The organism is Shewanella canadensis (genome assembly GCF_003966225.1).
In the GTDB taxonomy this organism is placed as follows: Bacteria; Pseudomonadota; Gammaproteobacteria; order Enterobacterales; family Shewanellaceae; genus Shewanella; species Shewanella canadensis.
Genome location: NZ_RXNU01000018.1, coordinates 73849 through 97348 on the forward strand (window position 1 = coordinate 73849; position 23500 = coordinate 97348).

Sequence of the window (23500 nt, forward strand, 5' to 3'; positions counted from 1 at the left end):
TACTAAATGTACAGAATGGATAGGAATAATGAAAAGAGTCGTGATCACCGGACTTGGCGTCGTTTCAAGTATTGGTAACAATAAGCAAGAAGTCACTGAGTCACTAAAAGCTGGCCGCAGTGGTATCACTCATTCAGATCAGTTTGAGGAAATGAAGCTTCGCAGCCATGTCTGGGGCGACATCAAACTGGATCCTAAAGAACATATCGACCGTAAAGCACTGCGCTTTATGGGTAACGCGGCGGCTTATGCTTATATCGCCATGGCTGAAGCCATCGAAGATGCTGGTTTAACCGAAGAGCAGTACTCAGACCCTCGTGTCGGGATCATTGCCGGTTCCGGTGGTGCATCTTCTGCAAATCAAGTTACAGCTGCCGATATTCTTCGTGAGAAAAGTGTTAAGCGCGTAGGCCCTTATATCGTGCCCCGCATCATGTCGAGTACAGCAAGTGCGTGTTTAGCGACGCCTTTTAAAATTAAAGGTATGAACTACTCTATCAGCTCTGCTTGTGCTACCAGTGCACACTGTATCGGCCATGCGGCCGAGCTTATCCAAATGGGTAAGCAAGATATGGTTTTTGCCGGTGGCGCTGAAGAGGTCGATTGGACGCTGACTATGGGCTTCGACGCCATGGGCGCGTTGTCAACTAAGTACAACGACACACCTGAAAAGGCGTCACGTACTTATGATGCTGACCGTGATGGTTTTGTTATCTCTGGTGGCGGCGGAATCGTTGTTGTCGAAGAGCTTGAGCATGCCTTAGCTCGTGGCGCAAAAATCTACGCCGAAATTGTCGGTTATGGCGCATCTTCAGATGGCTATGACATGGTTGCTCCATCGGGTGAAGGCGCGGTACGTTGTATGCAGATGGCTCTTGCCGATGTGGATACACCTATCGATTACATCAACACTCATGGTACATCGACGCCTGTTGGTGATATGCGAGAGCTTGAAGCATTGCGTGAAACCTTCGGTGATGACTTACCTCCAATCGCATCGACTAAGTCTCTGACCGGTCATGCACTAGGTGCCGCTGGCGCTCATGAGGCTATCTACAGCTTGATCATGATGGAAGATAGCTTCATCGCACCGAGTATCAACATCGATAACCTGGACGAGAAAGCGGCCGGTATGCCAGTTGTGACTGAATACCGTGAAGCCGAGCTAAACACTGTGATGAGTAACAGTTTTGGTTTCGGTGGCACCAATGCCACTCTGGTTATGCGCAAGTATAAGTAACTTTCTATTTGAAAGTTATACAAAGTGTTGTTAGCCGCTAATGCGGCATAGAGAGGGAGCTTAGGCTCCCTTTTTTGTTATTTGTTTTGTGGTTTTAATGGAATGGCCTCATCGCTATTAATTGCTTGCAGCAGGTGCCATATAAGGATATATCAATGTCGTTATCACATGGTCTAAAGTGTTCCCTACGCTTCAAAGACATTTCCCATATCCCTATGGGTCAGATGTGAAAGAACTACCTTATGTGTAAGTAATCCCTCGGAACGCTATAACTATTTTTATAAAGAGATCGCTCCCTATACGCTCTGCGGTTTCAAACAACATCCGTGTTTAAATGCCAGTTCGATAAAGTATGTCCATATACAAATGCCAGTTCAGTTTCCATGCTTCTCGTTCATAAGCTTATGGCTTTGCCATATTCACCCTATCTCTCGCTCGGAGAGTTTCACTATGTGAAACCTCGCCATGAAAGCCAAGCCCTCGAGCTTGCTTACACCTGACTATTTATCTCTTCGATTTAAGTTCTTGAGTAGTAGGGCTGGATGTTTTTAAACTCATTTTGGACAGAAATGCGTTAGAGATTTGGCTCTAGCTCATTGGATTTTCATTCAGAAATGTATGGCAATCAGATGTGCGATAACGCCTTGCTCAGTGGCGTGCTGAAGTTGGTTGCTTTTGTGCGGCCTTGTTGCACAAAAGAAGACAGCTTTACCACGTCCGATGCAGCAACTTGTGCATTTAACCAACTCTCAGTATTTCGTTCCATCCTTATCACCATCAACAAGCCAGCCCCTGGCAGCCGATATCTCTGTCTCTCCGAAAAACTCAATGGGCACTGGCCTTAGACCTTTGGTGGTGAACGCATGAATCAAATCCTCCCATCGTTCTTTATCACCAATGATCGCGATTTTATCAATGTAAGCATCATTTTTTTCCGCAAAGCTTATATCCTCCCATCCTTGCGCTTTTTCCCATCCTTGAAAATCACTAAGAACTACCAAGATCTTTATATTGCCTACAGCCTTAATGGCCGATTCACAGTTTCCTTGTGCTTGTCTCAGCTCTGCAATGCTCAGTTTTTTAGATACGTTGATCAAAAAAATATTAGAAGCTTCTTCAAGTCCAAATTCAATAGGCATTATTATCTCCTCGTAGATTTGTCATGCTTTAATTCTATTGTTATGCGCCATAACGCCAAGCTTGGCCGCCGATGGAACGGAGCCATTGTGTGCTAGCGTAGAGTTTAGCTTACAACGAGCGAAGTGTAGTAGGTCGGCAGCAGCGCCTTGTTATGCGCGGGCTGTGGATGAAGCTTTTGATGCTGCGATGTTCATTCCGCACGATTGTTGTTTGTGGCACTACGGAACTACGCACGATTGTTGTTTGTGGCACTACGGAACTACGCGCGATGGCAGATGTGGCTAGATGCTGTTTGGAGCAATACTGGTGGGAGTGGCTAGCCCTATCAATCATTAAAGAGTTCGAGCTGATGAACAAGAACACCATATAAAAAGTAGGGTAGAACGGACAGCAGAGAGCATGCGAGATTAAAGGCTGTAACTCACTTCGGGGCATTTTCTTGTTAGCAACTTAACCAAAAGAACCACAATCGAAGAGAGAACTTTCTTGTAAATCAGCAAGTGTAGATGCGGCAGCGGACGTTGATGGCATGGTCGCTCTTTCACATCCATGTGATCGCGACATTCGTAAATCCTTTTACAGCAGATGCCATCGTCGAGCCTCCACGGACGGATTCACGGCGTTTCGCTGAAGTCTCTGCACATACCCTCGCCGGAGGCGATAAGTAAGAATGAAAGAACGAGATTCAAACATATATCCCAATATCATTGAACAAAAGGAAAAATGTAATTAGGCTTCATTCGAAGGTTAACAAACTTTGGTGGCAAAAGTGAGTTGAAAAACTTTAGGAACATAGCCAAATCGAAGAGAGTACCTTCTTTGAAATAACCAAGTGTAGATGCGTCTGTGACCGTTGACAGCACGGCGAGGTTTCACAGTGTGAAACTCTTAGGGTGAGAGATAGGGGGATCGAACAGGTATTTAAACAAGGAGATTATTTGCTGTAGCAGCAAAGACTAATGCCATTGATGGCCTATTAGAACTCGCCTAGTTAGAGATCGGTTAATTCAATTGAGCCAGAACTCCTGTCCTGGCTGTATATCTGAGTTGAATAATTCACTTCTTGATGCAGATGCCTTCACCACATGCACCTTCAACTGGAACCTTGTAGTAGGCATCGAATTCACCGGATGTTGAAGACAGTTTTGCCACCTCAAGACCTTCAGCATGGAGAGCCATTTCGTATGAGGACTTGACCTGCTTGTTCTGCTGCGCTGCTTGAGCTTCGATTTTTGCAACCTGAGCCATGTCGTGCTCATAACGAGCGTTGGCTGAAGTGGCAGAGAATATAGCAACTAATGATAGAGCGATGATAGATGTTTTCATGGGTATTACCTCGTTTAAGTGCTCAGTTCGTCATTGCCTTGACCGTGGGGATATCATGCAATCGGACAGTGTGTTTGGCCCGTCAATTCGTTTGCTGGGATTGGTGATAGCATAGCCTTAGTTAGCTGTATGATAATTGAACGGGTAGATGATGCTTAAATATTCATGTCTACAGTTCAAGTCTGTAAACTCAAAAGCTTACAGTTAAAAATAACGCTAAATCGGAGAGAGCACTTTCTATTAAACCGACGCGTGTAGATACGGCTGGGGGTATCGAAAACAAGGGATGAAATGTCCCAGATATTTTTCGACATTCCCACCTTCCGCGCCATAAGGATATGGGAGATGTCATTATGATGTAGGGAACAGCATTGACCATGTCACAACTGCATTCATGATTCCATTCACATCAGATATCATCATTGAACTCTGGGACAAAAGTAAGTTAGCAAGCTCAAAGCTTACGATTAACAACAAAGCCTAATCGAAGAGAGAAATAATCAGGTGTAGATGCGTCTGAGGGTATCGAAAACAGGGATGTTTTCGTGAAGCGGCCATGGATGGCTTCACAGCGCCCCGAAGAAGTATCTACACTTTAGGCGAGCCGCAGGCTATAGATAGCAATGAAGGTGCAACCTCAAAGCAAACATTCCAATACAATTGAGCAAAAGTAAAAAATGTAATTCACCTTCATTCGAAGGTGATTCTCAATCTGCTGCCATCTTGTTAGAATGCGCCATCTCACTTATTCATGTTACTTTTTAGGAACAATATGAAGATCCTTGCCGATGAAAACATGCCTTATGTGGAACAGCTCTTTGGTGATCTTGGTACGATTGAAGCGGTTAATGGCCGTACATTAACCCCGCAGCAGGTTAAAGATGCCGATGTGCTCTTGGTGCGTTCGGTGACTAAGGTTAATCAGGCACTGTTGTCGCTCAATACTAATCTTAAGTTTGTCGGTAGTGCCACCATAGGCACAGATCATATCGACCAGAGCTATCTTGCCAGCCAAGGGATCCCGTTTACCAATGCACCGGGCTGTAATGCCACGGCGGTGGGGGAGTTTGCATTTATTGCCATGCTGGAACTGGCGAAGCGTTTCGATACCGAGCTTAAGGGCAAGGTCGTCGGGATTGTCGGCGCGGGTAATACCGGTTCGGCGGTGGCTAAATGCCTCGAGGCCTATGGTGTCGAGGTGTTGCTTAACGATCCATTAATCGAAGCCGATGACCCGCGGGAGTTTGTCTCGCTCGAGGCGTTAACCGAAAGAGCCGATGTGATCAGCTTGCATGTTCCATTGACTCGAGACGGGATAAATAAAACCTGGTATCTGTTCGATGAGCAGAGATTACAAAACTTAAAGCCTGATACCTGGCTGCTTAACTGCTGCAGAGGGGAGGTTATCGATAACCGCGCCCTGATAAAGGTAAAGGCGCTGCGCCCGGATATCAAACTCGTGCTCGATGTATGGGAAGGTGAGCCTGACCCTATGCTTGAGCTGGTGCCGCTTGTCGAGTTAGCGACGCCCCATATTGCGGGTTACAGCTTGGAGGGGAAGGCTCGTGGCACCTTTATGCTATATCAAAAATTAATGGCCGTTCTGGGTATGGATGCGGATAAGTCGATGACATCTCTGCTGCCAGCGCTATGGTCTCAGCAGGTGTCGCTGGACGAAATTCCCTCAGAGAAGGCACTGTTGCAGCTGTCCCGTTTTGTCTATGATCTGCGTGATGACGATGAACTGTTTCGACAAACCCTGCTTGATGATTGTGCAATAAAAGCCCGTGAAAATTCAGCTAATAATAATGGGTTTGATCTTATGAGAAAAAATCACAAGCATAGACGCGAATTTAGTGCGTTAAAGCTAGTAACTGCGGGGCAATCTGATGTAGATTGGTTGCTCAATTTAGGATTTTCAGGAGTTGGTCGGTAATTATGTCACAAGAATTTAATGTTGTCGTTTTAGGTGCATCGGGCGCAGTCGGTCAAACAATGATCGAGATCCTCGAAGAGCGCAATTTCCCCGTTGCTAATTTATACCCTCTAGCCAGTAGCCGTAGTGCTGGTGATACGGTCACCTTCCACGGTAAACAGGTAGAAATTCTTGATGTTGATACCTTTGACTGGTCTCAAGCACAGATAGGTTTCTTCTCTGCTGGTGGTGATGTTTCGGCTAAATGGGCGCCAATCGCCGCCGAAAATGGCTGTGTGGTTATCGATAATACCTCTCACTTCAGATATGACATCGATATCCCGTTAGTGATACCTGAAGTGAATCCGGAGGCGATTGCAGATTTCCGTAACAGAAATATTATCGCTAACCCTAACTGCTCGACCATTCAGATGTTGGTTGCTTTGAAACCGATTTACGATGCCTATGGGATCTCTCGAATTAACGTCGCGACCTATCAGTCGGTATCGGGTTCGGGTAAGCAGGCGATCGAAGAGTTGGCCAGTCAGTGCGCCAAGTTACTTCAAGGCCTTCCGGTAGAGCCAAAAGCTTATCCAAAGCAGATAGCGTTTAACGCCTTGCCGCAGATCGATAAGTTTATGGATAACGGATATACCAAAGAAGAGATGAAGATGGTCTGGGAAACGCAGAAAATCTTCGGTGATGATAATATCGTCGTTAACCCGACTGCGGTGCGTGTTCCGGTTTTTCACGGCCATTCTGAGGCGATTCACCTGGAGACGCTACAGCCTGTCGATGCAGAAGATGTTAAGTCAGTGTTGCGTGATGCGCCTGGTGTAGAACTTTTTGAATCCGACGAAGAATATCCAACGGTTGTGACCGATGCCTCCGGAACCGATCCCGTTTATGTGGGACGTGTTCGTAAAGATATCTCCCATGATAATGGCATTAACCTATGGGTTGTCGCTGATAACATTAGAAAAGGTGCGGCACTAAACAGCATTCAGATTGCCGAAGTGCTAATCCGTGATTATTATTGATCTAAGCCCGATATAGTTCAGTTTTAAGCTTAAACCGGTCTATTTAGATGAAAAAGCCTGCAACTTGCAGGCTTTTTTTGTATTAGCACATGTTTTTGAATTGTGAACAGTAGCAGACCCGTGATTTCTGGTTTATAGTAATCTCAATAAATACAATTGCCTAAAGCTATGCTGTTTAATGGCAGAACCATTGCGCTTGAAAGGGAAGAATTAATGAACTTTCGCACTTCGTATCTTGTCGGTCTGATGGCCTCAGCTCTACTCGTTTTGACTGCTAATCCGCTAAATCACGCCTATGCCGCTGAACCTCTGAAGATCACCGGCCCCGATGGCGAGGTGAGGGAGATGAACCGGCAATATGGACCGACTCAGTCGTCTGATACCTTTTGGAGTATAGCTCAGCGGGTACGGCCTGATAATAGCGTCGATATCTACCAAGTGATGGCGGCAATCTATGATGCTAATCCCCATGCTTTTTCAAACGCGAACTACAACAGTCTAGAGAGAGGCATGATACTGCTCATCCCCTCTAAAGAGGTGATGTTAGCGATACCTAAGAGCATGGCAAAGGAACGCGCTGCCCGAGATGATAAAGGCTGGAGAAAGGCAACCTCTACGACAAAAACATCTCAACCTAAGCCGGTAACCCTTCCGGAAGTTGAACAAAGTGTCACAGAAACCGTGACTGAATCGATACCTTCGACATCAACAACTCAAGCACCTTCCACGACGGCAGTTATTGCTGCCAATGCAGACTCTATGGAAGGCTTAACTGCGAAGCTTGAGGCCGCCGAAGCCAAAGCGTTACAACTGACAGATGATTTGGCCAGAGCCGAAGACCAATTAAATATTGGCAGCCGGGATACAGATTCACTGCAAAGCAAAATCGACGAGTTAAATGAGCAGATCTCGATTTTAGAGGAGCAACTTCAGATAAGTAAGCAGCAAAATGAATCCTTAAATGCTGAAGTTCAGATGTTAAAGGAGCAAGTTGCCGCATTGCAGCAACCTGAGACCGAACAGGACTCAGATCTTTGGCGTAGCCTAATGGATAATCCATTGCTGTTGATCCTTGGCGCCGCAATTCCTGCACTCTTAGTACTTATTCTATTCTGGTTATTCCTCAAACGTCGCCGTAACGAGGGCGAGAGCAAAGAAGATAAAGAGGAGCCAGTATCTGAATCAGAGGCTCCACAGCCGGCACCTGAAAACCTGAAAGCCCCCGATGATTTAGAGGCCATGGCGGTACATCTCGACACCGATGAAGAGGAATCGATAGATTCTCTGATGAATATTGACTCGAGTGAGCTACAACCTGAGGTCGACTTGTCGACGGAACAGGATATGTTCGTCGATTCTGGTGCCGACGAGCAAGCCCTTGAAGAACCCGTTGAAGAAGAGGGACAGTCGTTAGATGACCTTTGGGCTGAGGCGATGGGAGAGCAGGATGAAGAAGAGCCTAGTCCCGATGCCAGTGCCGATGAGGATGATTTAGACTCATTGCTTGCCGGATTCGATGAGGAGCCTGCGCCGGTTGAGAGTGTAGCGCAAAGCAATGGCGAAATCGTATCTGCAGATGACTTAGATTCTTTATTAGCAGGTTTTGATGAGCCCGCCGCTGAAATTGAAACAGATCTCACCGACGAGATCGCTGCTGAGTTAGAGACAGATAATGCTGATGAAAATGTCAGTGAAGAGGACCTGGACTCCCTGCTTGCGGGCTTCGATCTCCCTCAAGATGAGCCAGAGGTGGATGAAACCGAACTGGGGACTGAACCGGATCTTAGTGATGAAATAGCGGCCGAGTTAGAGGCCGATAGCGCAGATGACAATGTCAGTGAAGAGGATCTGGACTCATTACTTGCAAGCTTCGATGCTCCAGCGGTTGAAGCCGAGCCAGAAGCTGAACCTAAGTTAACTGATGAGATTGCGACCGAGTTAGAGAGTGACGAAAGTACGGATGACAATGTTAGTGAAGAGGATCTGGACTCATTACTTGCAAGCTTCGATGCTCCAGCGGTTGAAGCCGAGCCAGAAGCTGAACCTAAGTTAACTGATGAGATTGCGGCCGAGTTAGAGAGTGACGAAAGTCCGGATGAAACTGTCAGCGAAGAGGACCTTGACTCACTGCTCGCCAGTTTCGATGCTCCAAAGGCTGAAGCCGAGCCAGAAGCTGAATCAGAACCTGAAGCTGAATCTAAGTTAACCGATGAGATTGCGGCCGAGTTAGATAGTGACGAAAGCGCGGATGACAATGTCAGTGAAGAGGACTTAGACGCACTGCTTGCTGGTTTCGATGCTCCAGAACCTGTCTCAGAATCAACTGCTGAGCCAGCCCCTGATGACATCATCTCAGATGAGAAGGTCGAAGAGGAAGAGTTGGACTCCTTACTGGCTGATTTTGACATGAGCCGGGAGGATATCGACTCTGATATTGCACCTGAGTTGGTTGATGAGAGCACTCAAAACCAAGCTGAAGCCGATACCGATTCGGGTAAAGATGAAGCACTCGATGCACTATTAGCCGATTTAGAGTCAGTGGATAATAAATCGAAAATGGATCCAGTTGCTTCGAAGGGAGGCAGCGGCATGTTTGCAGATCTTAAAGGCAGTAAGAAGGTCGATGATAACAGCTTAGAGTGGGATGGCTCGTTAGCCGATTTGGGGGGTAAAGATGACAGCCCACTATTAAGCGATGATGAACTCATCGGCTCGCCGGAAGAGGTGACCCCCGATGTTCGCCAAGACTTGGAGTTAGTACCTGACGAGGTTGAAGAGAAGTTAACTGTCGATGAAGCTCTGGCTGCGCTCGATGCCAAAGAAAAAACCGTGTCACCAGCGATAGAGGTTCCGGAGCACGACCTTACCAGCTTCCAGAGTGACAATGGTTTTATCGATATTGATCGACTTCTCAATGAAGCAGATGAAGATGTCGCCGAAACGGATCAATATAAAGAACTCGATGTCGATATGGGCGAGCTCGATAGCCTGATGGGCAATGCCTCAATGGTCGATGTTGATGATGAGGAAAACTCCGTTAATGCGAAATTGGATTTAGCTCGCGCCTACATTGAAATTGATGATACCGATAGTGCAAAAGCCCTGCTTAAAGAGGTTCAGCTGGACGGCAACGAAAGACAACAAAGTGAAGCCGATGGCTTATTTAAAACCTTAGATTAAATTGTCTTACTCTTTCTAAAAACGGCGCGTTAAGCGCCGTTTTTTATTATGGGACAATATGCTAAAATCCAGCGCCCAAATTAGGTTATACCCAAACGACCTCGAAATGCAGGATTCAACATTTTGAAGTGGCTTGGGTACAGTTATATTGTTGTTGGCTCGATTTTCGAGTCCATGGTTAAAATTTTCAAAGAGGTTGTATGCGAGTAGCGTTAGGTATCGAATATGATGGCCGTCAGTATTTTGGTTGGCAGCGACAGGCTGAAGTTGACTCAGTACAAGCTCAGTTAGAGCGCGCCCTATCTAAGGTGGCCAATGAGCCTATTAGGGTTCACTGCGCCGGAAGAACTGACGCGGGCGTCCACGCCACCGGTCAGGTTGTTCATTTTGAAACAAATGCGATACGCAAAGATTCGGCATGGACCTTAGGTGTCAATGTTAATCTACCCGATGATATTGCCGTAAGGTGGGTAAAGATTGTCGATGATGAGTTTCATGCTCGTTTCTCGGCGACAGCGAGACGCTACCGATACATGATTTATAACTATGATTATCGCCCCGGTATATTACGCTCGGGTGTGAGTCATTATCGGGGTAATATCGATGCCGATATCATGCATCAGGCTGCACAGCAGTTTGTCGGAGAGCACGATTTTACCAGCTTCAGGGCACTTCATTGTCAATCTAAGACCCCTTTCAGAAGTGTTCACGAGGTAAATGTTACCCGTCAAGGCATGTATATCTGTGTCGATATTAAGGCGAATGCTTTCCTGCACCATATGGTACGTAATATTGTAGGTACTCTGTTAGAAATTGGTTTGGGTAATCAGCGTCCAGAGTGGATCCCCCAATTACTGGATCTAAAAGACAGGAGTCAGGCGGCACCAACGGCCAAACCTAATGGGCTATATATGGTCGATGTCACGTATCCTGAGCGATACGAGCTGCCTAAGCTCGCCCTGGGTCCGCTGTTTATGTTGGATTGATAGATCTATGCATCTCTATTCATACCACTGTGTGGTGTTACTTTTCAGTGATTAATTAAGAATAATAAAGTTATGCCAAAAGCTCCTGTTAAAGACGCAAGTTTAGATAATTGGTTAGGTTATCTTTTAGCTATCCATCCTACCGAAATTGAGATGGGGCTGACTCGCGTATCTGAGGTTGCCGATCGACTGAAGTTACGGGAACTGCCCGGAACTCAGGTGGTCACCGTTGCAGGGACCAATGGCAAGGGGACGACGTGCGCCTTCATCGAGCAAATTTTACTTGCATCGGGTTTAAGTGTTGGCGTCTATAGCTCGCCGCATATGCTCCATTATAACGAACGAGTCCGTATCAATGGTGATGATGCTGCCGACTCGGTTTTGATTGAAGCCTTCGAAGCCATAAATAGTGCGCGAAATGAGATCTCTTTAAGTTTCTTCGAATTTGCGACTCTGGCTGGTCTCTATATTTTCAAAGCCGCCGCCCCCGATGTTATCTTGCTGGAGGTGGGTTTAGGTGGCCGCTTAGATGCGACCAATATTATCGATGCCGATATTTGCGTGGTGACCTCGATTGATATCGACCATCAGGAATACCTTGGTGACACGCGCGACTTGGTTGGCCGCGAGAAAGCGGGGATTTTCCGCAACTCAAAGCCGGCCATTGTCGGTGAACCCAATATGCCCGATTCAATTTTTGATGTGGCACAAGAGGTCGGGGCAAATATTTACAGAGTTAATCAAGCATTTAATTACCGGTTGGATGCTTGTTCTCAGACCTGGAAATTTAATGGCCAGAGACTGACACTCGATAACATCCCTCTACCTCAGTTACCGCTGCCTAACGCGGCTACTGCCTTGGCCGTTATTGAGCATGGCTGGCCGGAACTGTCGGTGGATGTCATTAAGAAGGCGATTGGAGAGGCGAGGCTAGGCGGCCGATTAGAAACCGTCAGTCAGGCTCCTTTGATTCTACTCGACGTGGCTCATAATCCCCATGCCGCACGTTATTTGGTGAGCCGCCTCGAAGTGTATAAACCTAAGCGTTTATTTGCGTTATGTGGCATGCTAAAAGATAAAGATTGCACCGAAGTAATTCAAACCCTTGCTCCTCTAGTCGATCACTGGTCGTTTACCCGGCTAAAAACCGAACGAAGTGCGTCGGCCGAGGCATTGAGAGGGGCATTAACGACTCAGTGTGATGCGCATATATACGAGAGTGTAGATTTAGCCTGGCAGGCGATATCATCTGAGATTCATTATGAGGATATGATCATTGTCTTTGGCTCTTTTTACACTGTTGCAGAATTTAAAGGCCTTCAGATAGGAATGGTGTGAATGTCATCGTCTGTGTCCGGTTAGATGTGTGATTGAATCCGTTTGAACCAAGCTGTATAAAAATTTACTTACAATAACGCCACGCAGTGGCATAAATAGAGATGCTACGCATCTCTATTAAAGGATAAAAAATTGTCTAGTCATTTTCAGAACCGTCTCGTCGGTGTCATAGTGCTCGTTGCCTTAGGTGTCATTTTTCTGCCCGATATTTTAGATGGTAAAAAAGAGCACCAAGTGGAGCAATTCTCTGAGATCCCACTCAGGCCCGAGGTTGAATCAGCCTCCCTTCCCGATGAAGCCTTAGTGGCGTTAGACCTGAGTGAAAAAGAGCAAGCATTTGAGTCATCAAGTGTTGAGTCTGACTCTGCGGCAGCGGCCATCGAGCCTATTACAGCCGCGGTAAGCGTGGACAAACGAGCCGAGCCGCAGGCTGAATCTAAAGCCGATAGCAAAGCAGAGTCAAAAGCTGTTGTAAAAGCAGAGAAAAAACCCGCCATTAAACCTTCATCAGCCTATACCTTACAGCTGGGTAGCTTTAATAATGCGGCTAATGTTAGAGGGTTGGTAAAGCAGTTGAGAGAGAAAGGTTTTAATGCCTATACACTTCCTGCAACGCCGATAGATGGCAAGCTCACTAAGGTGTTCGTTGGACCTGAACTCTCGAAATCAAAATTGCAGTCTCTTCAATCGGGTATTGAAAAACTGACAAAGTTGAAAGGCCGTATCGTCGCCTACGAACCAACGGCTTCTTAAGCAAAATCTGAAATCAGAAACAGAAACAATATATTCTCATCAATGGGGTGAGAATATGCTCCGTCTCTGGTAAGATCGCGCCGTCTTAAACCCTATGCTGGATCACCTTTTCAATGGTTTGGATTGATTACGCCATAATCGCCGTTATCGGAGTCTCGACTTTAATTAGTCTGCTTCGCGGTTTTGCAAAAGAAGCCATGTCCCTCGTGGTTTGGTTTGCTGCTTTTTTCGTTGCGAGTCAGTTTTATCAGGACCTCGCTGTATACCTAACCCAAATGCAAGATGAGATGCTCCGCAATGGTGTCGCTATAGCGATACTTTTTGTCGCGACACTGATCCTTGGTGCCTTGGTGAATTATCTCCTCGGTCAGCTCGTCGATAAAACCGGTTTATCGGGAACTGATAGAGTCCTCGGACTCTGCTTTGGTGCCTTAAGGGGCGCCTTAATTGTGAGTGCTTTACTCTTTTTTATGGATGCTTTTACTGGAGCACCCAATACAGATTGGTGGCAGAGTTCGCAACTCGTGCCCGAATTCGGCGTCGTTATTCAGTGGTTTTTCGACTACATAGAAAACACGTCTAGCTTTGTACCCAAAATATAAAATGCATATAAGCATTATCATGTTGCTGGCAGCGCTCTTTCAGGCTTTTAGTAACTCAAGATTATAATTATCAGAACATCTTACAATGAGGAAGCCTACCCATGTGTGGTATCGTCGGAATAGTTGGCCGAACATCGGTTAATCAGACTATCTATGATGCATTAACTGTACTCCAGCATCGCGGACAAGATGCTGCTGGTATCGTGACTGTCGATGGTAGTGCGTTTAGATTACGTAAAGCCAATGGTCTGGTAAAAGACGTATTCGAAGCTAAACATATGCAACGCCTGCAAGGCACTACGGGGATCGGGCATGTCCGTTACCCAACTGCCGGTAGCTCTAGCGCATCAGAAGCTCAACCTTTTTATGTTAACTCACCATTTGGTATCTCATTAGCTCATAATGGTAATTTAACCAATACTCTTGAGTTGCAAGAGCGCTTGGTTAAACAGCGCCGCCATGTTAACACCACATCAGATTCTGAAGTGTTATTGAATCTGTTAGCCGACGAGTTGCAGCACTGCGATAGCCAAGTCTTATCTGAAGACGAAGTGTTTGATGCCATTGCTAACGTTCACTCATTGACTCGTGGTGCTTATGCGGTTGCTGCAATTATTGTTGGCCAGGGAATGGTTGCATTTCGTGACCCGTTTGGCATCCGCCCGCTCGTGCTGGGTAAGCATGAAACGGAAAGTGGCACCGAGTATATGGTCGCCTCTGAGAGTGTTGCACTCGATGCCGTAGGTTTCGAGTTGATGCGCGATGTGGCGCCGGGTGAAGCTATCTATATCACTTTAGATGGCCAGTTATTTACTCGCCAATGTGCCGAGTCTCCAAGCTACGCTCCTTGTCTGTTTGAGTTTGTTTATTTTGCTCGCCCGGATTCGACGATTGATAAGGTTTCTGTCTATGGCAGCCGTGTCAACATGGGCTCTATGCTTGGCGAGAAGATTAAGAAAGAGTGGGAAGATCACGATATCGATGTGGTTATCCCTATTCCGGAAACCTCGTGCGATACCGCGTTAGAAATTGCCCGTAATCTGGACCTGCCTTACCGTCAGGGTTTCGTTAAGAATCGTTATATTGGCCGTACTTTTATCATGCCGGGTCAACAGGAGCGTAAGAAGTCTGTTCGTCGTAAACTCAATGCCATTGGCGTCGAGTTTAAGGGTAAGAACGTTCTCCTTGTTGATGATTCGGTGGTTCGTGGTACGACATCTGAGCAGATCATTGAAATGGCTCGTGAAGCGGGTGCTAAGAAGGTTTATTTCGCATCGGCGGCCCCTGAGATCCGTTTTCCTAACGTCTACGGTATCGATATGCCAACGACCGCTGAGCTGATTGCTCATGGTCGCGATGTGGATGAGATCAGCAAGATGATTGGTGCCGATGGGATGATTTTCCAGGATCTGGAAGATTTGGTGGAAGCCGTTCGCATGGAAAACCCTGAGATTAAACGTTTCGAGACCTCTGTCTTCGACGGCATTTACATTACCAACGATGTCGATCAGGATTATCTCGATCATATCACTCAGTTGCGTAACGACGATGCTAAGGCCAATCGCAGTAAAGATATCGGCACTAACATAGAACTACACAACGTCTGCCATCCCTAGTCGGATGAAGGGTCACTATCTCAGCTTACTCTAGCTGAAGGTGAGGTGAGTTAAGTAAAGCCAGTTTCCTTAATCGGAGCTGGCTTTTTTAATGCCTCATTATTTATTGAGAGCTATCGACAATCGTTTTGCATTTATCTTGAACATATAAAGTGGTGAATCTAAAGTTATAGATGAATCGACTCGTTCATGTCAGATGGTGCCGCTCATGAAAAAAACCAAACGTTCAACTCGATTTATCAAAGATATCTCTATTCATACCCCTTTTGTGGAAATGTTAGCTCTACTGATCGTGCTGTGGCTCATCTTTTCTGCCGGTTTGTATTTTTTTGAATCGAATGCCGAAAACTCGTCAATACAAACTTATGGAGATGCGCTTTATTGGGGCATAGCCGCATTTTCCACGGCGGGAATCGCCGATGCTCCCGTCTCCGGCGCCGCTCATTTTATCGGTGGGATCTGGATAGTCATGGGTTCCATGTTGTTCTTCGGCACCATAGTCGCGACAGTTACCGCCTATTTTATGAGGCCAATGCAGGGGCCTCATAAACAGATCATCGACACGATAGAATATAACCTCGAGCAGCTAAACGATCTGTCTATCGATGAACTGGATCTGTTGAAAGAGACTGTTGATGGCTTGATCATGCATGTTGAACACATAAAGCAAAAACAGATGAGGTGATGGTTTACCCTAATGACTGACTGTTTAACTAGCCCACTATTGGCTAGATTAGATGCATTAGCCAGACTAACATCCAGGCACTAAATAGCAGGGTTGCAGCACCTCTGTTAAGCCTGTGCTCCATATTAAGCCCTATTAAGGTGCTGATGCAGGTGAGGGCAATCTGCATGGAGACCAGAAGCATTAGCTTGAAGGTTTTATCTCCGCTTATAAAAGGAGTAACAAGCAGGGCTACGGCAGTGACCAGTAGGAAATGATACAGCAATAATTTGTCTAAACTGCTGCCTATTTGAGGTGTTGTGGCTAACATCTGTCTTCCTTTGGAGTCATTAATTGATGGAATCCTACAGTTAAATGAGAATGGTTCTCAACTAAATTTACAAACATGTCATGGCTAGCTGCCATAGAAGCATTGCAGCAAGCAGGAGTTTAGGCTAAAGTTACTGGTAATTTATACAGTGTTTGGTACCTCTCGTCAGATGATCCTCTATATTGCCGAAAAACCCTCCCTTGGCCGTGCGATTGCCGATGTACTGCCTAAGCCTCATAAGAAAGGCGATGGGCATATCATGGCCGCCAATGGGGATTGTGTCTCATGGTGTATTGGTCATTTGCTGGAGCAAGCCGAACCCGATCATTATGATCCGCTATTTAAGTCCTGGAAGTTCGAACACCTTCCCATCATCCCGCAGCAATGGAAGATGAAACCTAAGCCTAAGACACGTTCACAACTCACCGTACTCAGGGGGTTAGTGAAAAAGGCCTCACAGCTTGTCAATGCCGGTGACCCTGACCGTGAGGGGCAACTATTGGTTGACGAAGTGATAGCTCATCTTGGGGTCAAGGGTGAAAAACTCAATAACACGCAGCGTCTGCTTATCAGCGATCTGAACCCTCAGGCGGTCAAACGCGCATTAGGTCAGATGCGCAGTAATCGGGAGTTTATTCCCTTATCGACCTCGGCTTTGGCTCGTTCCCGCGCCGACTGGCTCTATGGTATGAATATGACTCGCGCCTACACCCTTCAGGGGCGTAAGGTGGGTTATCAAGGCGTGCTCTCCGTGGGGCGGGTACAGACGCCGCTGCTTGGTTTAGTGGTCAGGCGCGATGAAGAGATCGCGAACTTTGTCTCTAAGCCCTTCTTTGAGGTGTTGGCGAATCTGACAACGGATAACAAGGAGGCATTTAAGGCGAAATGGCAGCCCAGCGAGGCATGTCAGCCTTACATGGACGAAGAGGGAAGAGTGCTGGCTAAAGGCTTAGCACAAAACGTGGTTGGCCGAATTACGAATAAGCCCGCCGAAGTGACCCAAGTGCTGGCGAAAGATAAGAAACAGAATGCACCGCTGCCATACAGCCTATCATCACTGCAGATCGATGCAGCCAAACGTTTCGGCATGAGCGCGAAAGAGGTCCTCGATACCTGCCAGACGCTCTATGAGCGGCATAAGTTGATCACCTATCCTAGATCAGACAGTCGCTACCTGCCTGTCGAACAATTTCAACAAGCGCCTCAGGTCGTTTCTGCGATAACCGCTGGCGCCGCTGAACTTGTAAAGGGCATGACAGCGCCCGACATCAAAATCAAATCTAAGGCGTGGAATGATAAGAAAGTCGATGCCCACCACGCGATCATTCCTACCGAGAAAACCGCGAATCTGTCTCAATTGGGGGCCCGTGAGAAGCAAATTTATCTGCAGGTTGCCCGTCAATATCTGGCTCAGTTTTACCCCCCGTATCTCTATAGTGAAACAGAGGTTCGGGTTTTGATCGAGGGAGGGAATTTCAAAACTAAGGCGAAGCAGGAGAGATCGCTGGGTTGGAAGCAACTTTTCGGTCGAAACAGCGACAAGCAAAAATCGAGTGGCCATAGCAGTGAAGGTGATGATGAAGACTCGAGTCAGGTACTACCGCCCTTAGTTAAAGGTCAGCAACTTCACTCGGGCATGGGGGAGCTTGTCGAGAAACACACCCAAGCCCCTAAACACTTTACCGATGCGACTCTGCTCGGTGCGATGACAGGGATCAATCGTTATGTCACCGACCCCGAGATCCGAAAAATTCTTAAAGACACCGATGGTCTTGGAACCGAAGCGACTCGAGCGGGGATTATTGAGCTGCTATTCAAGCGAAGTTTTCTGTCGAGGCAGGGGAAATCGATTCTCTCAACACCAGTGGGCCAAGGCTTAATCAATAGCTTGCCAATGAGTGCGACTACGCCGGATATGACGGCACTGTGGGAGAGTAACTTAGACGCGATTTGTCGAAAAGAGGCAAAGTATTTAAGCTTCATGTCGCCATTAATCGCTTCACTGTCTGAGTTAATTATCCAAGCGGGTTCGCAGTTGCCTTCGGCGCTGCAGGGGGTAAAGGCGCCGGCTAACAGTTTCAGGAAAAAACGCTACAGTAAGTCGACGAGCAATAACCGTAAAAAGTCGACTGCGGCTTCTCGTACAACAGCCACAAAAAAGCGAACGAGTACAAAGGCTAAGGCTTAATAATAATCGGTAAAAGCCTATTTTATCAACCGGTATTGATTCGCCAGAATATCATACTCAAACCCGGAGTCGCTGAGCTTCTGTTCCAATACCGTGCTGGGGATGTCGAGATCATAGAACAGAGACTGCCTGTCCTTGCAATTTAGTCTGAGGTGTTCGTTGGCGATGCCGACGAGGATCTCCGCAGGCAGGTGTTCTAAGTTCGGAATATTGATCATGCTTCACCTCTGATAGGGAAATATTAAGTTTGAGTCCGGCATCGTACTCGCCTATATCACTTAACTATGAGACCAATTCGCTGATATTTCCATCATCTCACCGTGAGATGAACACTTTTATGGTGAGAAAATATTAGCCTTCGAATGAAGGCTGATAATATTTTCTGATTTAGCTTCCGGCTGAGTTGGTATTGGATAGTTTGTTTGAAGGTTATACCTTCAATATGGACTAATAGCCTGCGGTACGCTTATGTGCAGACACTTCTGTGAGACGCCGCAAGCACATCCTTGTGGGCTCTGCCAAAACATCCATGTTTTGGAAGCTCGCAGCCGCATCTGCACCTGATTATCTATCTCTTCGATTTGGTTTTATTGCTAGGTTTCGTAACTCGTCTCTGCCCCATTCCTTGCTAGGGATACAGCTCTCCAGTTAACCGCAGTATTGCTTTTCTTATTGAAGCTAGGATCCGGCTCCATTCAATTCGCACCCTGTTAATAAACGAAACGCTTGCGGATGAACGACTAGGGATGCCAATTCGCCGATTTTAACTTAATGAATAATTTTCAGTCCATTCGGGTAATAAAGGTTTGCTCGTCATCCACAAAAGCCACAAAGCCGCCGTAATAGATAAACACCCGGCCACGCCCCTCAACTAGGCAGGCAAGCTGTGGGTTCAAATCTTCTTCGTTATCCTGGCTTTGGAAAGTGCCAGTATCGGTGATTACGCCGCTGAGTGTAGGCAAATATCCATAAGTGCGCTTGGCTTGATCAATCAGGTTCAATTCGCTGGCGGTAGAGAAGCAAAAGGGGATCGCACCGGCTTCTTCGATAAATATAGTTTTCAGTTCTTCAAAAGCTGTAATCACCAGCCAGTCGATGCCGTTAACATGATGGATAAACATAGAGTTTCTCGGTAATTCTGATGCGGAGATTCTATCACTATCAGGGGCAGAACGTAGTAGAGATTTAGTTGCTATTCTGTGCCATTTCCGGACATTCACTAGGCCAACTTGAAACACGTTTTTGTCGGATAGACGACACTTGTTACCAAGTGCCGCCCTCCTAAGAACCCAGCGTGCAACTTTCACTGCACTAGGCTCAAGCCTCCACAAAGGCATCGTTTGATACCCAGCAACTTATAAAGCAGTCAGAGCAGGATCGTTCCAAGAGTTACGAGCTTGTTTCTTCGACTTTCTTTTAACCAAATATTCTTGGTATTGAGGGTCGAATGGTATAGCCGCACTTCGGATTTTCACATGTCTCTCAATAGGCACTTTGGCTATTTGGAATAGATTAAACTGGCAATCCATATCCATGATCTTCTGCCAACCGTGAAATTGCCATTGGCCTTTGCGGTTGATGAAGTATTTAAGGGCCACCCATGTTTTAGACTTTGTAGGATGACGCCTTACTGCCCAGTGCCATAACGCATAGAATAGTTTGTGCCCAACATACCCGAATACTTGTTTAGCAACGCAATGTCGATAATAGTTCGCCCAACCCCTTAGTTTTGGATTTATCAGTTTGATAAGATCGTTAACAGGGATGGTTGCGTGCTTTTTGATGAGTTCGCGCAAGTTACTCAAGAACAGCAAGGTATTGGACTTGCTCGGTTTAATGAGCAATTTCCCTTTGTACTTCCTATGATTGAATCCTAAGAAGTCAAAACCATTGTTGATGTGGGTAATGTGCGTTTTCTCTTCGGAGAGTGTTAAGCCTCTTTCCGCTAAGAACTCAGCAATCAACGGTTTGATATCGTTCTCTAGCACTTCCTTTGAAGCGCAAGTGACGACGAAATCGTCGGCATATCCGATAAAGTTGACTCTCGCACCTTTCTCAAGAGCGGTAGATTTGATGTGCTGCTCCAGCCCGCCAAGGGTCATTAACATCAAAGTTGGGGATATGATCCCACCTTGTGGTGTGCCCTCATCGGTATTATAAAACAGCCCTTTGTCTACAAAGCCAGACTTTAACCATTGTTCCAACATGCGTTTATCTATAGCTATATTGTCGATTAGCCATTGATGCCCGATTTTGTCAAAACAGGATTTGATATCTCCCTCAAGAACCCATTGCGCTGATTTCTTTTGAGCCAGGCATTTGAAGCACTGATCGACAGCGTCAGCAGTGCTACGATTTGGTCTAAATCCATAGCTGTTAGGGTCAGCAAGCGTCTCCGATATAGGCTGTAACGCAATAAGGTAGAGCGCTTGCTGCGCTCTGTCTATCATGCAGGGAATGCCTAAAGGTCTGAGCTTGCCGTTCTTTTTGGGGATATAGATACGCTTGAGTGGTTTGGCTTTGTACGCCTTTCTACTCAATTGATGAACTGCTTTCATGCGGCGAGCATCTGTGTTCCAGATGACTCTGTCTATTCCAGGTGTTTTACTACCTTTATTTTGTGATACTCGTTTAACAGCAAGAAGCTTTGCTGAGCGCGAGTGAGTCAGTAGCCACTGCAACACTTTCGCTTTACCGTGTTTACTTTCTCGAGTTGCTTTTGCAATACGCATTTGAAGCTTTAATACTTGCGATTCAACGGATTTCCAGTCTATTGACTGCCATTGTTCGCTGTCAGGAGAGGCACTAATCTCTGTTGAAATCATCATTTGCGTTTCTCCTTGAATAAAGTTCTTCAAATTATCTTGCAACGGGAGACCAGTCGGAAGTGGGCTCACTTTCGTGACCAGACACAAGTCTGTATCTGCATCGTTACAATGCAGCTTTTGCTTTTTCCAACCTCCTATACCTACATCGCTATCGGCCATAAAAGCTTTCCCAGTGGGAGCGATATAGGCTTACCGTGTTCCGTATGTCGCGCAATGTCAGGGTAGATGCCCGCTATAGTGCGAAGAGTTATATTGACCACGAAAGAGCATGGGGCAATCTCTTTCCAACTCTCATTGCCTTTTGGCCACAGCGTATAAACCACTTCCGCTGTTTCATCACATAACGCACCTTATGCGGATTCACATATGTTCATCATACTGACTACCTAGCACTCACCCGATTTGTGGTTATCAGGAGGATCGTTCTCTCACGATTCAGATCCCAATTGGTCTATAACCAATCTTCGTTACATTGTCAGAGCCGCTACTTTATTCAGGCTCCTAGGTTCACCTGGTGATACAGATGGTTCACTCAAAAGCGGTGAACAGCGCTTCATACGACTTCACGTCGCACGCCCCAAAGTTAGTTGGAGTAAAATATTAGACGCATGGATTTTATCAAGATTTGTCCTCAAAAAAGTAATCTGATGCTGTTTGGTACCCCACATCGTTGATGAGAGCGAGTTTAACTGACCCTACAGTCAATCCTCGCGGATATGTCCTTGCCATTCGCTAGGATCTAAAGTTCAATAACTGCAAGTTATTGAACTGTGATCTTTTTACAGAGGGCTTTCACCTCATTAGTTTATGCTGGGTGTACACAGAACAATCAACGTTGATACCAAGTGCTCTGCGATTTTTTATATAGCTCGCAGGCTCGCAGTTTTATACAAAAAAACGCGTCGTGCTTGTCACCTTTATTAGGGCGTCAGCATTGCATTCAGCGAATAGGGAAAGGTATGAAAATACTTATAAGTAACGCTTTATGTGTTCTAGTTTTTTTTAGTGCATTGGTCGGTTGTGATAAAAGTGACTCTAATAACCCTGACATGGTTGATGCAACTGAAATGGATGTTCTGGAACAAGTTACACTTGGTGGGGTGGAACAATGGATATCGATTCAAGGCAAAGATATTTCGAAACCCATATTGTTGGTACTTCACGGTGGCCCAGGTTTTGCCATGATGCCTCTTTTGCATGAAAAAAACAGAGAGCTTGAAGAACACTTTATTGTAGTCAACTGGGATCAAAGAGGTGCAGGGCTATCTTACTCGCCGAGTATTCTAAAAGAAAGTATGACCCTATCTCAGTTTCTATCAGATGGGCATGAACTGACAGAATATCTAAAAACGAGATTTAATCGTGAAAAGATATTTATGCTAGGTCACTCATCAGGAACGATTATTGGCACATTCTTAATTCATTCCTATCCTGATAATTACTATGCTTTTGGCAGTGTTGGGCAGGTGGTTGATGTAATTGAAAATGAACAGCTTAGTTATGATTTTGCTCTAGAGAAAGCAATTGCAGCCAGCAATGAAATTGCAATTACTGAACTTGATTACATAGGCCGTCCGAATGAAGACGGGGAGTATACTGATGATTCTGGGTATGATATCACTATAAAATGGGTAGGCTATTATGGTGGAGAAGTTTATGGAAAATCAGGTTCTGAAGAAATTGAGGAGTTTATACTTAATCGTCCAGTATATTCAAATCAGCAAAAAAAGATCATAAGCGGTTGGGGCTTTTCACAAGAATTATTCAATGATGAAGCTATTTGGTATCTTGATTTCAGAATAAGCGTTAACCAAGTGTATGTTCCAGTCTATTTTTTTACAGGGCGCCATGATAATGACACGCCATCTTCACTTATTGAGCAATACTATGATGTGTTATCTGCTCCAACCAAAGAAATTATTTGGTTTGAGAACTCTTCTCATTTCCCATTCTATGAGGAACCTCAAAAATTCAACGAAATGGTCGTTCAGAAATTCTTAAGCAGCTCGTTATAAACAAAAGTATTATTGATACCCTGCGAAAGCTGAACAAGGCGCAGCATAGGATGCCAAATACCTCGCACTCCATATTAGTCATCCATGTGCTTGGCATTACCGCATTACCGCATATCCGATTATCCCATTCCCTAATCTAAATATCATAAGTTAGAGCTAATGCTTTAACGCGCTTATGTCCATAATTGAGTTCCAGAGTACCCGCCACCCATGTGATCACCAAGCGATTATGTCGTACCTTAACTACCAACCGATTTTGTCGGTTTGCTAATTACCAAGGGAAAATGACGGATCTATTTTTATACATAATCCTTTGAATAGTTTTAATCACTATTCAG

19 protein-coding genes are annotated in these 23500 nt (G+C 45.8%); 12 read left to right on the forward strand and 7 right to left on the reverse strand.

Annotation, left to right across the window (positions count from 1 at the left end; translation table 11 throughout):
• The first annotated feature begins 28 nt into the window (after positions 1–28).
• Positions 29–1240: a beta-ketoacyl-ACP synthase I gene (fabB, locus tag EKG38_RS22150; protein WP_126523164.1), complete on the forward strand. Its 1212-nt coding sequence runs from the start codon at positions 29–31 to the stop codon at positions 1238–1240.
• A gap of 625 nt (positions 1241–1865) precedes the next feature.
• On the opposite strand, the gene EKG38_RS25015 is transcribed toward fabB, so the two are convergent.
• The 3 genes from EKG38_RS25015 to EKG38_RS22160 form a co-directional block, all read right to left on the reverse strand.
• Positions 1866–2006 carry a hypothetical protein gene (locus EKG38_RS25015; protein WP_185826934.1) on the reverse strand — a complete coding sequence of 47 codons (141 nt, stop codon included), beginning with the start codon at positions 2004–2006 and terminating at the stop codon, positions 1866–1868.
• Positions 1990–2379 (reverse strand): SpoIIAA family protein, encoded by a 390-nt coding sequence (locus EKG38_RS22155; protein ID WP_126523165.1) that lies wholly within the window; start codon positions 2377–2379, stop codon positions 1990–1992. Before EKG38_RS22155 ends, EKG38_RS25015 begins: the two co-directional genes overlap by 17 nt.
• A 1057-nt stretch (positions 2380–3436) precedes the next feature.
• Positions 3437–3706 (reverse strand): hypothetical protein, encoded by a 270-nt coding sequence (locus EKG38_RS22160; protein ID WP_126523166.1) that lies wholly within the window; start codon positions 3704–3706, stop codon positions 3437–3439.
• A 772-nt stretch (positions 3707–4478) separates the two neighbouring features.
• On the opposite strand from EKG38_RS22160, the gene EKG38_RS22165 reads away from it, so the two are divergent.
• The 9 genes from EKG38_RS22165 (at position 4479) to EKG38_RS22205 (ending at position 15821) form a co-directional block, all read left to right on the forward strand.
• Entirely contained in the window at positions 4479–5642 is a 1164-nt protein-coding gene (locus tag EKG38_RS22165; protein WP_126523167.1) for a 4-phosphoerythronate dehydrogenase, read from the forward strand.
• Between the two features lie 2 nt (positions 5643–5644).
• The gene (locus EKG38_RS22170) at positions 5645–6661 is read left to right on the forward strand and encodes an aspartate-semialdehyde dehydrogenase (RefSeq protein WP_126523168.1); all 1017 of its coding nucleotides are present in this window, start codon (positions 5645–5647) and stop codon (positions 6659–6661) included.
• A 213-nt stretch (positions 6662–6874) separates the two neighbouring features.
• Positions 6875–9841: a FimV/HubP family polar landmark protein gene (locus EKG38_RS22175; protein ID WP_126523169.1), complete on the forward strand. Its 2967-nt coding sequence runs from the start codon at positions 6875–6877 to the stop codon at positions 9839–9841.
• Positions 9842–10041: 200 nt separating this feature from the next.
• On the forward strand, positions 10042–10827 hold the full coding sequence (truA, locus tag EKG38_RS22180) for a tRNA pseudouridine(38-40) synthase TruA (RefSeq protein ID WP_126523170.1): 786 nt from the start codon (positions 10042–10044) through the stop codon (positions 10825–10827).
• Positions 10828–10899: 72 nt separating this feature from the next.
• On the forward strand, positions 10900–12165 hold the full coding sequence (gene folC, locus EKG38_RS22185) for a bifunctional tetrahydrofolate synthase/dihydrofolate synthase (RefSeq protein WP_126523171.1): 1266 nt from the start codon (positions 10900–10902) through the stop codon (positions 12163–12165).
• Positions 12166–12297: 132 nt separating this feature from the next.
• Positions 12298–12918, forward strand: a complete 621-nt coding sequence (gene dedD, locus EKG38_RS22190) for a cell division protein DedD (RefSeq protein WP_126523172.1) — start codon at positions 12298–12300, stop codon at positions 12916–12918.
• Between the two features lie 113 nt (positions 12919–13031).
• On the forward strand, positions 13032–13520 hold the full coding sequence (locus EKG38_RS22195; RefSeq protein ID WP_012142002.1) for a CvpA family protein: 489 nt from the start codon (positions 13032–13034) through the stop codon (positions 13518–13520).
• Between the two features lie 101 nt (positions 13521–13621).
• Positions 13622–15136, forward strand: coding sequence for an amidophosphoribosyltransferase (gene purF / locus EKG38_RS22200; protein ID WP_126523173.1), 1515 nt, complete (start codon positions 13622–13624; stop codon positions 15134–15136).
• A 208-nt stretch (positions 15137–15344) separates the two neighbouring features.
• Positions 15345–15821 (forward strand): potassium channel family protein, encoded by a 477-nt coding sequence (locus EKG38_RS22205; RefSeq protein WP_126523174.1) that lies wholly within the window; start codon positions 15345–15347, stop codon positions 15819–15821.
• A 43-nt stretch (positions 15822–15864) separates the two neighbouring features.
• Here the strand turns inward: EKG38_RS22205 and EKG38_RS22210 are convergent, their stop codons facing one another.
• Positions 15865–16131 (reverse strand): hypothetical protein, encoded by a 267-nt coding sequence (locus EKG38_RS22210; RefSeq protein ID WP_126523175.1) that lies wholly within the window; start codon positions 16129–16131, stop codon positions 15865–15867.
• 169 nt (positions 16132–16300) lie between these two features.
• On the opposite strand from EKG38_RS22210, the gene EKG38_RS22215 reads away from it, so the two are divergent.
• Positions 16301–18319, forward strand: a complete 2019-nt coding sequence (locus EKG38_RS22215) for a DNA topoisomerase III (protein WP_126523182.1) — start codon at positions 16301–16303, stop codon at positions 18317–18319.
• 17 nt (positions 18320–18336) lie between these two features.
• Here the strand turns inward: EKG38_RS22215 and EKG38_RS22220 are convergent, their stop codons facing one another.
• The 3 genes from EKG38_RS22220 to ltrA form a co-directional block, all read right to left on the reverse strand.
• Positions 18337–18537 (reverse strand): DUF4250 family protein, encoded by a 201-nt coding sequence (locus EKG38_RS22220; protein WP_126523176.1) that lies wholly within the window; start codon positions 18535–18537, stop codon positions 18337–18339.
• Between the two features lie 564 nt (positions 18538–19101).
• Positions 19102–19440 (reverse strand): hypothetical protein, encoded by a 339-nt coding sequence (locus EKG38_RS22225; RefSeq protein ID WP_036802973.1) that lies wholly within the window; start codon positions 19438–19440, stop codon positions 19102–19104.
• Between the two features lie 234 nt (positions 19441–19674).
• Entirely contained in the window at positions 19675–21147 is a 1473-nt protein-coding gene (gene ltrA, locus EKG38_RS22235) for a group II intron reverse transcriptase/maturase (protein WP_126523177.1), read from the reverse strand.
• A gap of 959 nt (positions 21148–22106) precedes the next feature.
• Here ltrA and EKG38_RS22240 point away from each other — a divergent pair.
• Positions 22107–23162, forward strand: coding sequence for an alpha/beta fold hydrolase (locus EKG38_RS22240; RefSeq protein ID WP_126523178.1), 1056 nt, complete (start codon positions 22107–22109; stop codon positions 23160–23162).
• The last annotated feature ends 338 nt before the right edge of the window (positions 23163–23500 follow it).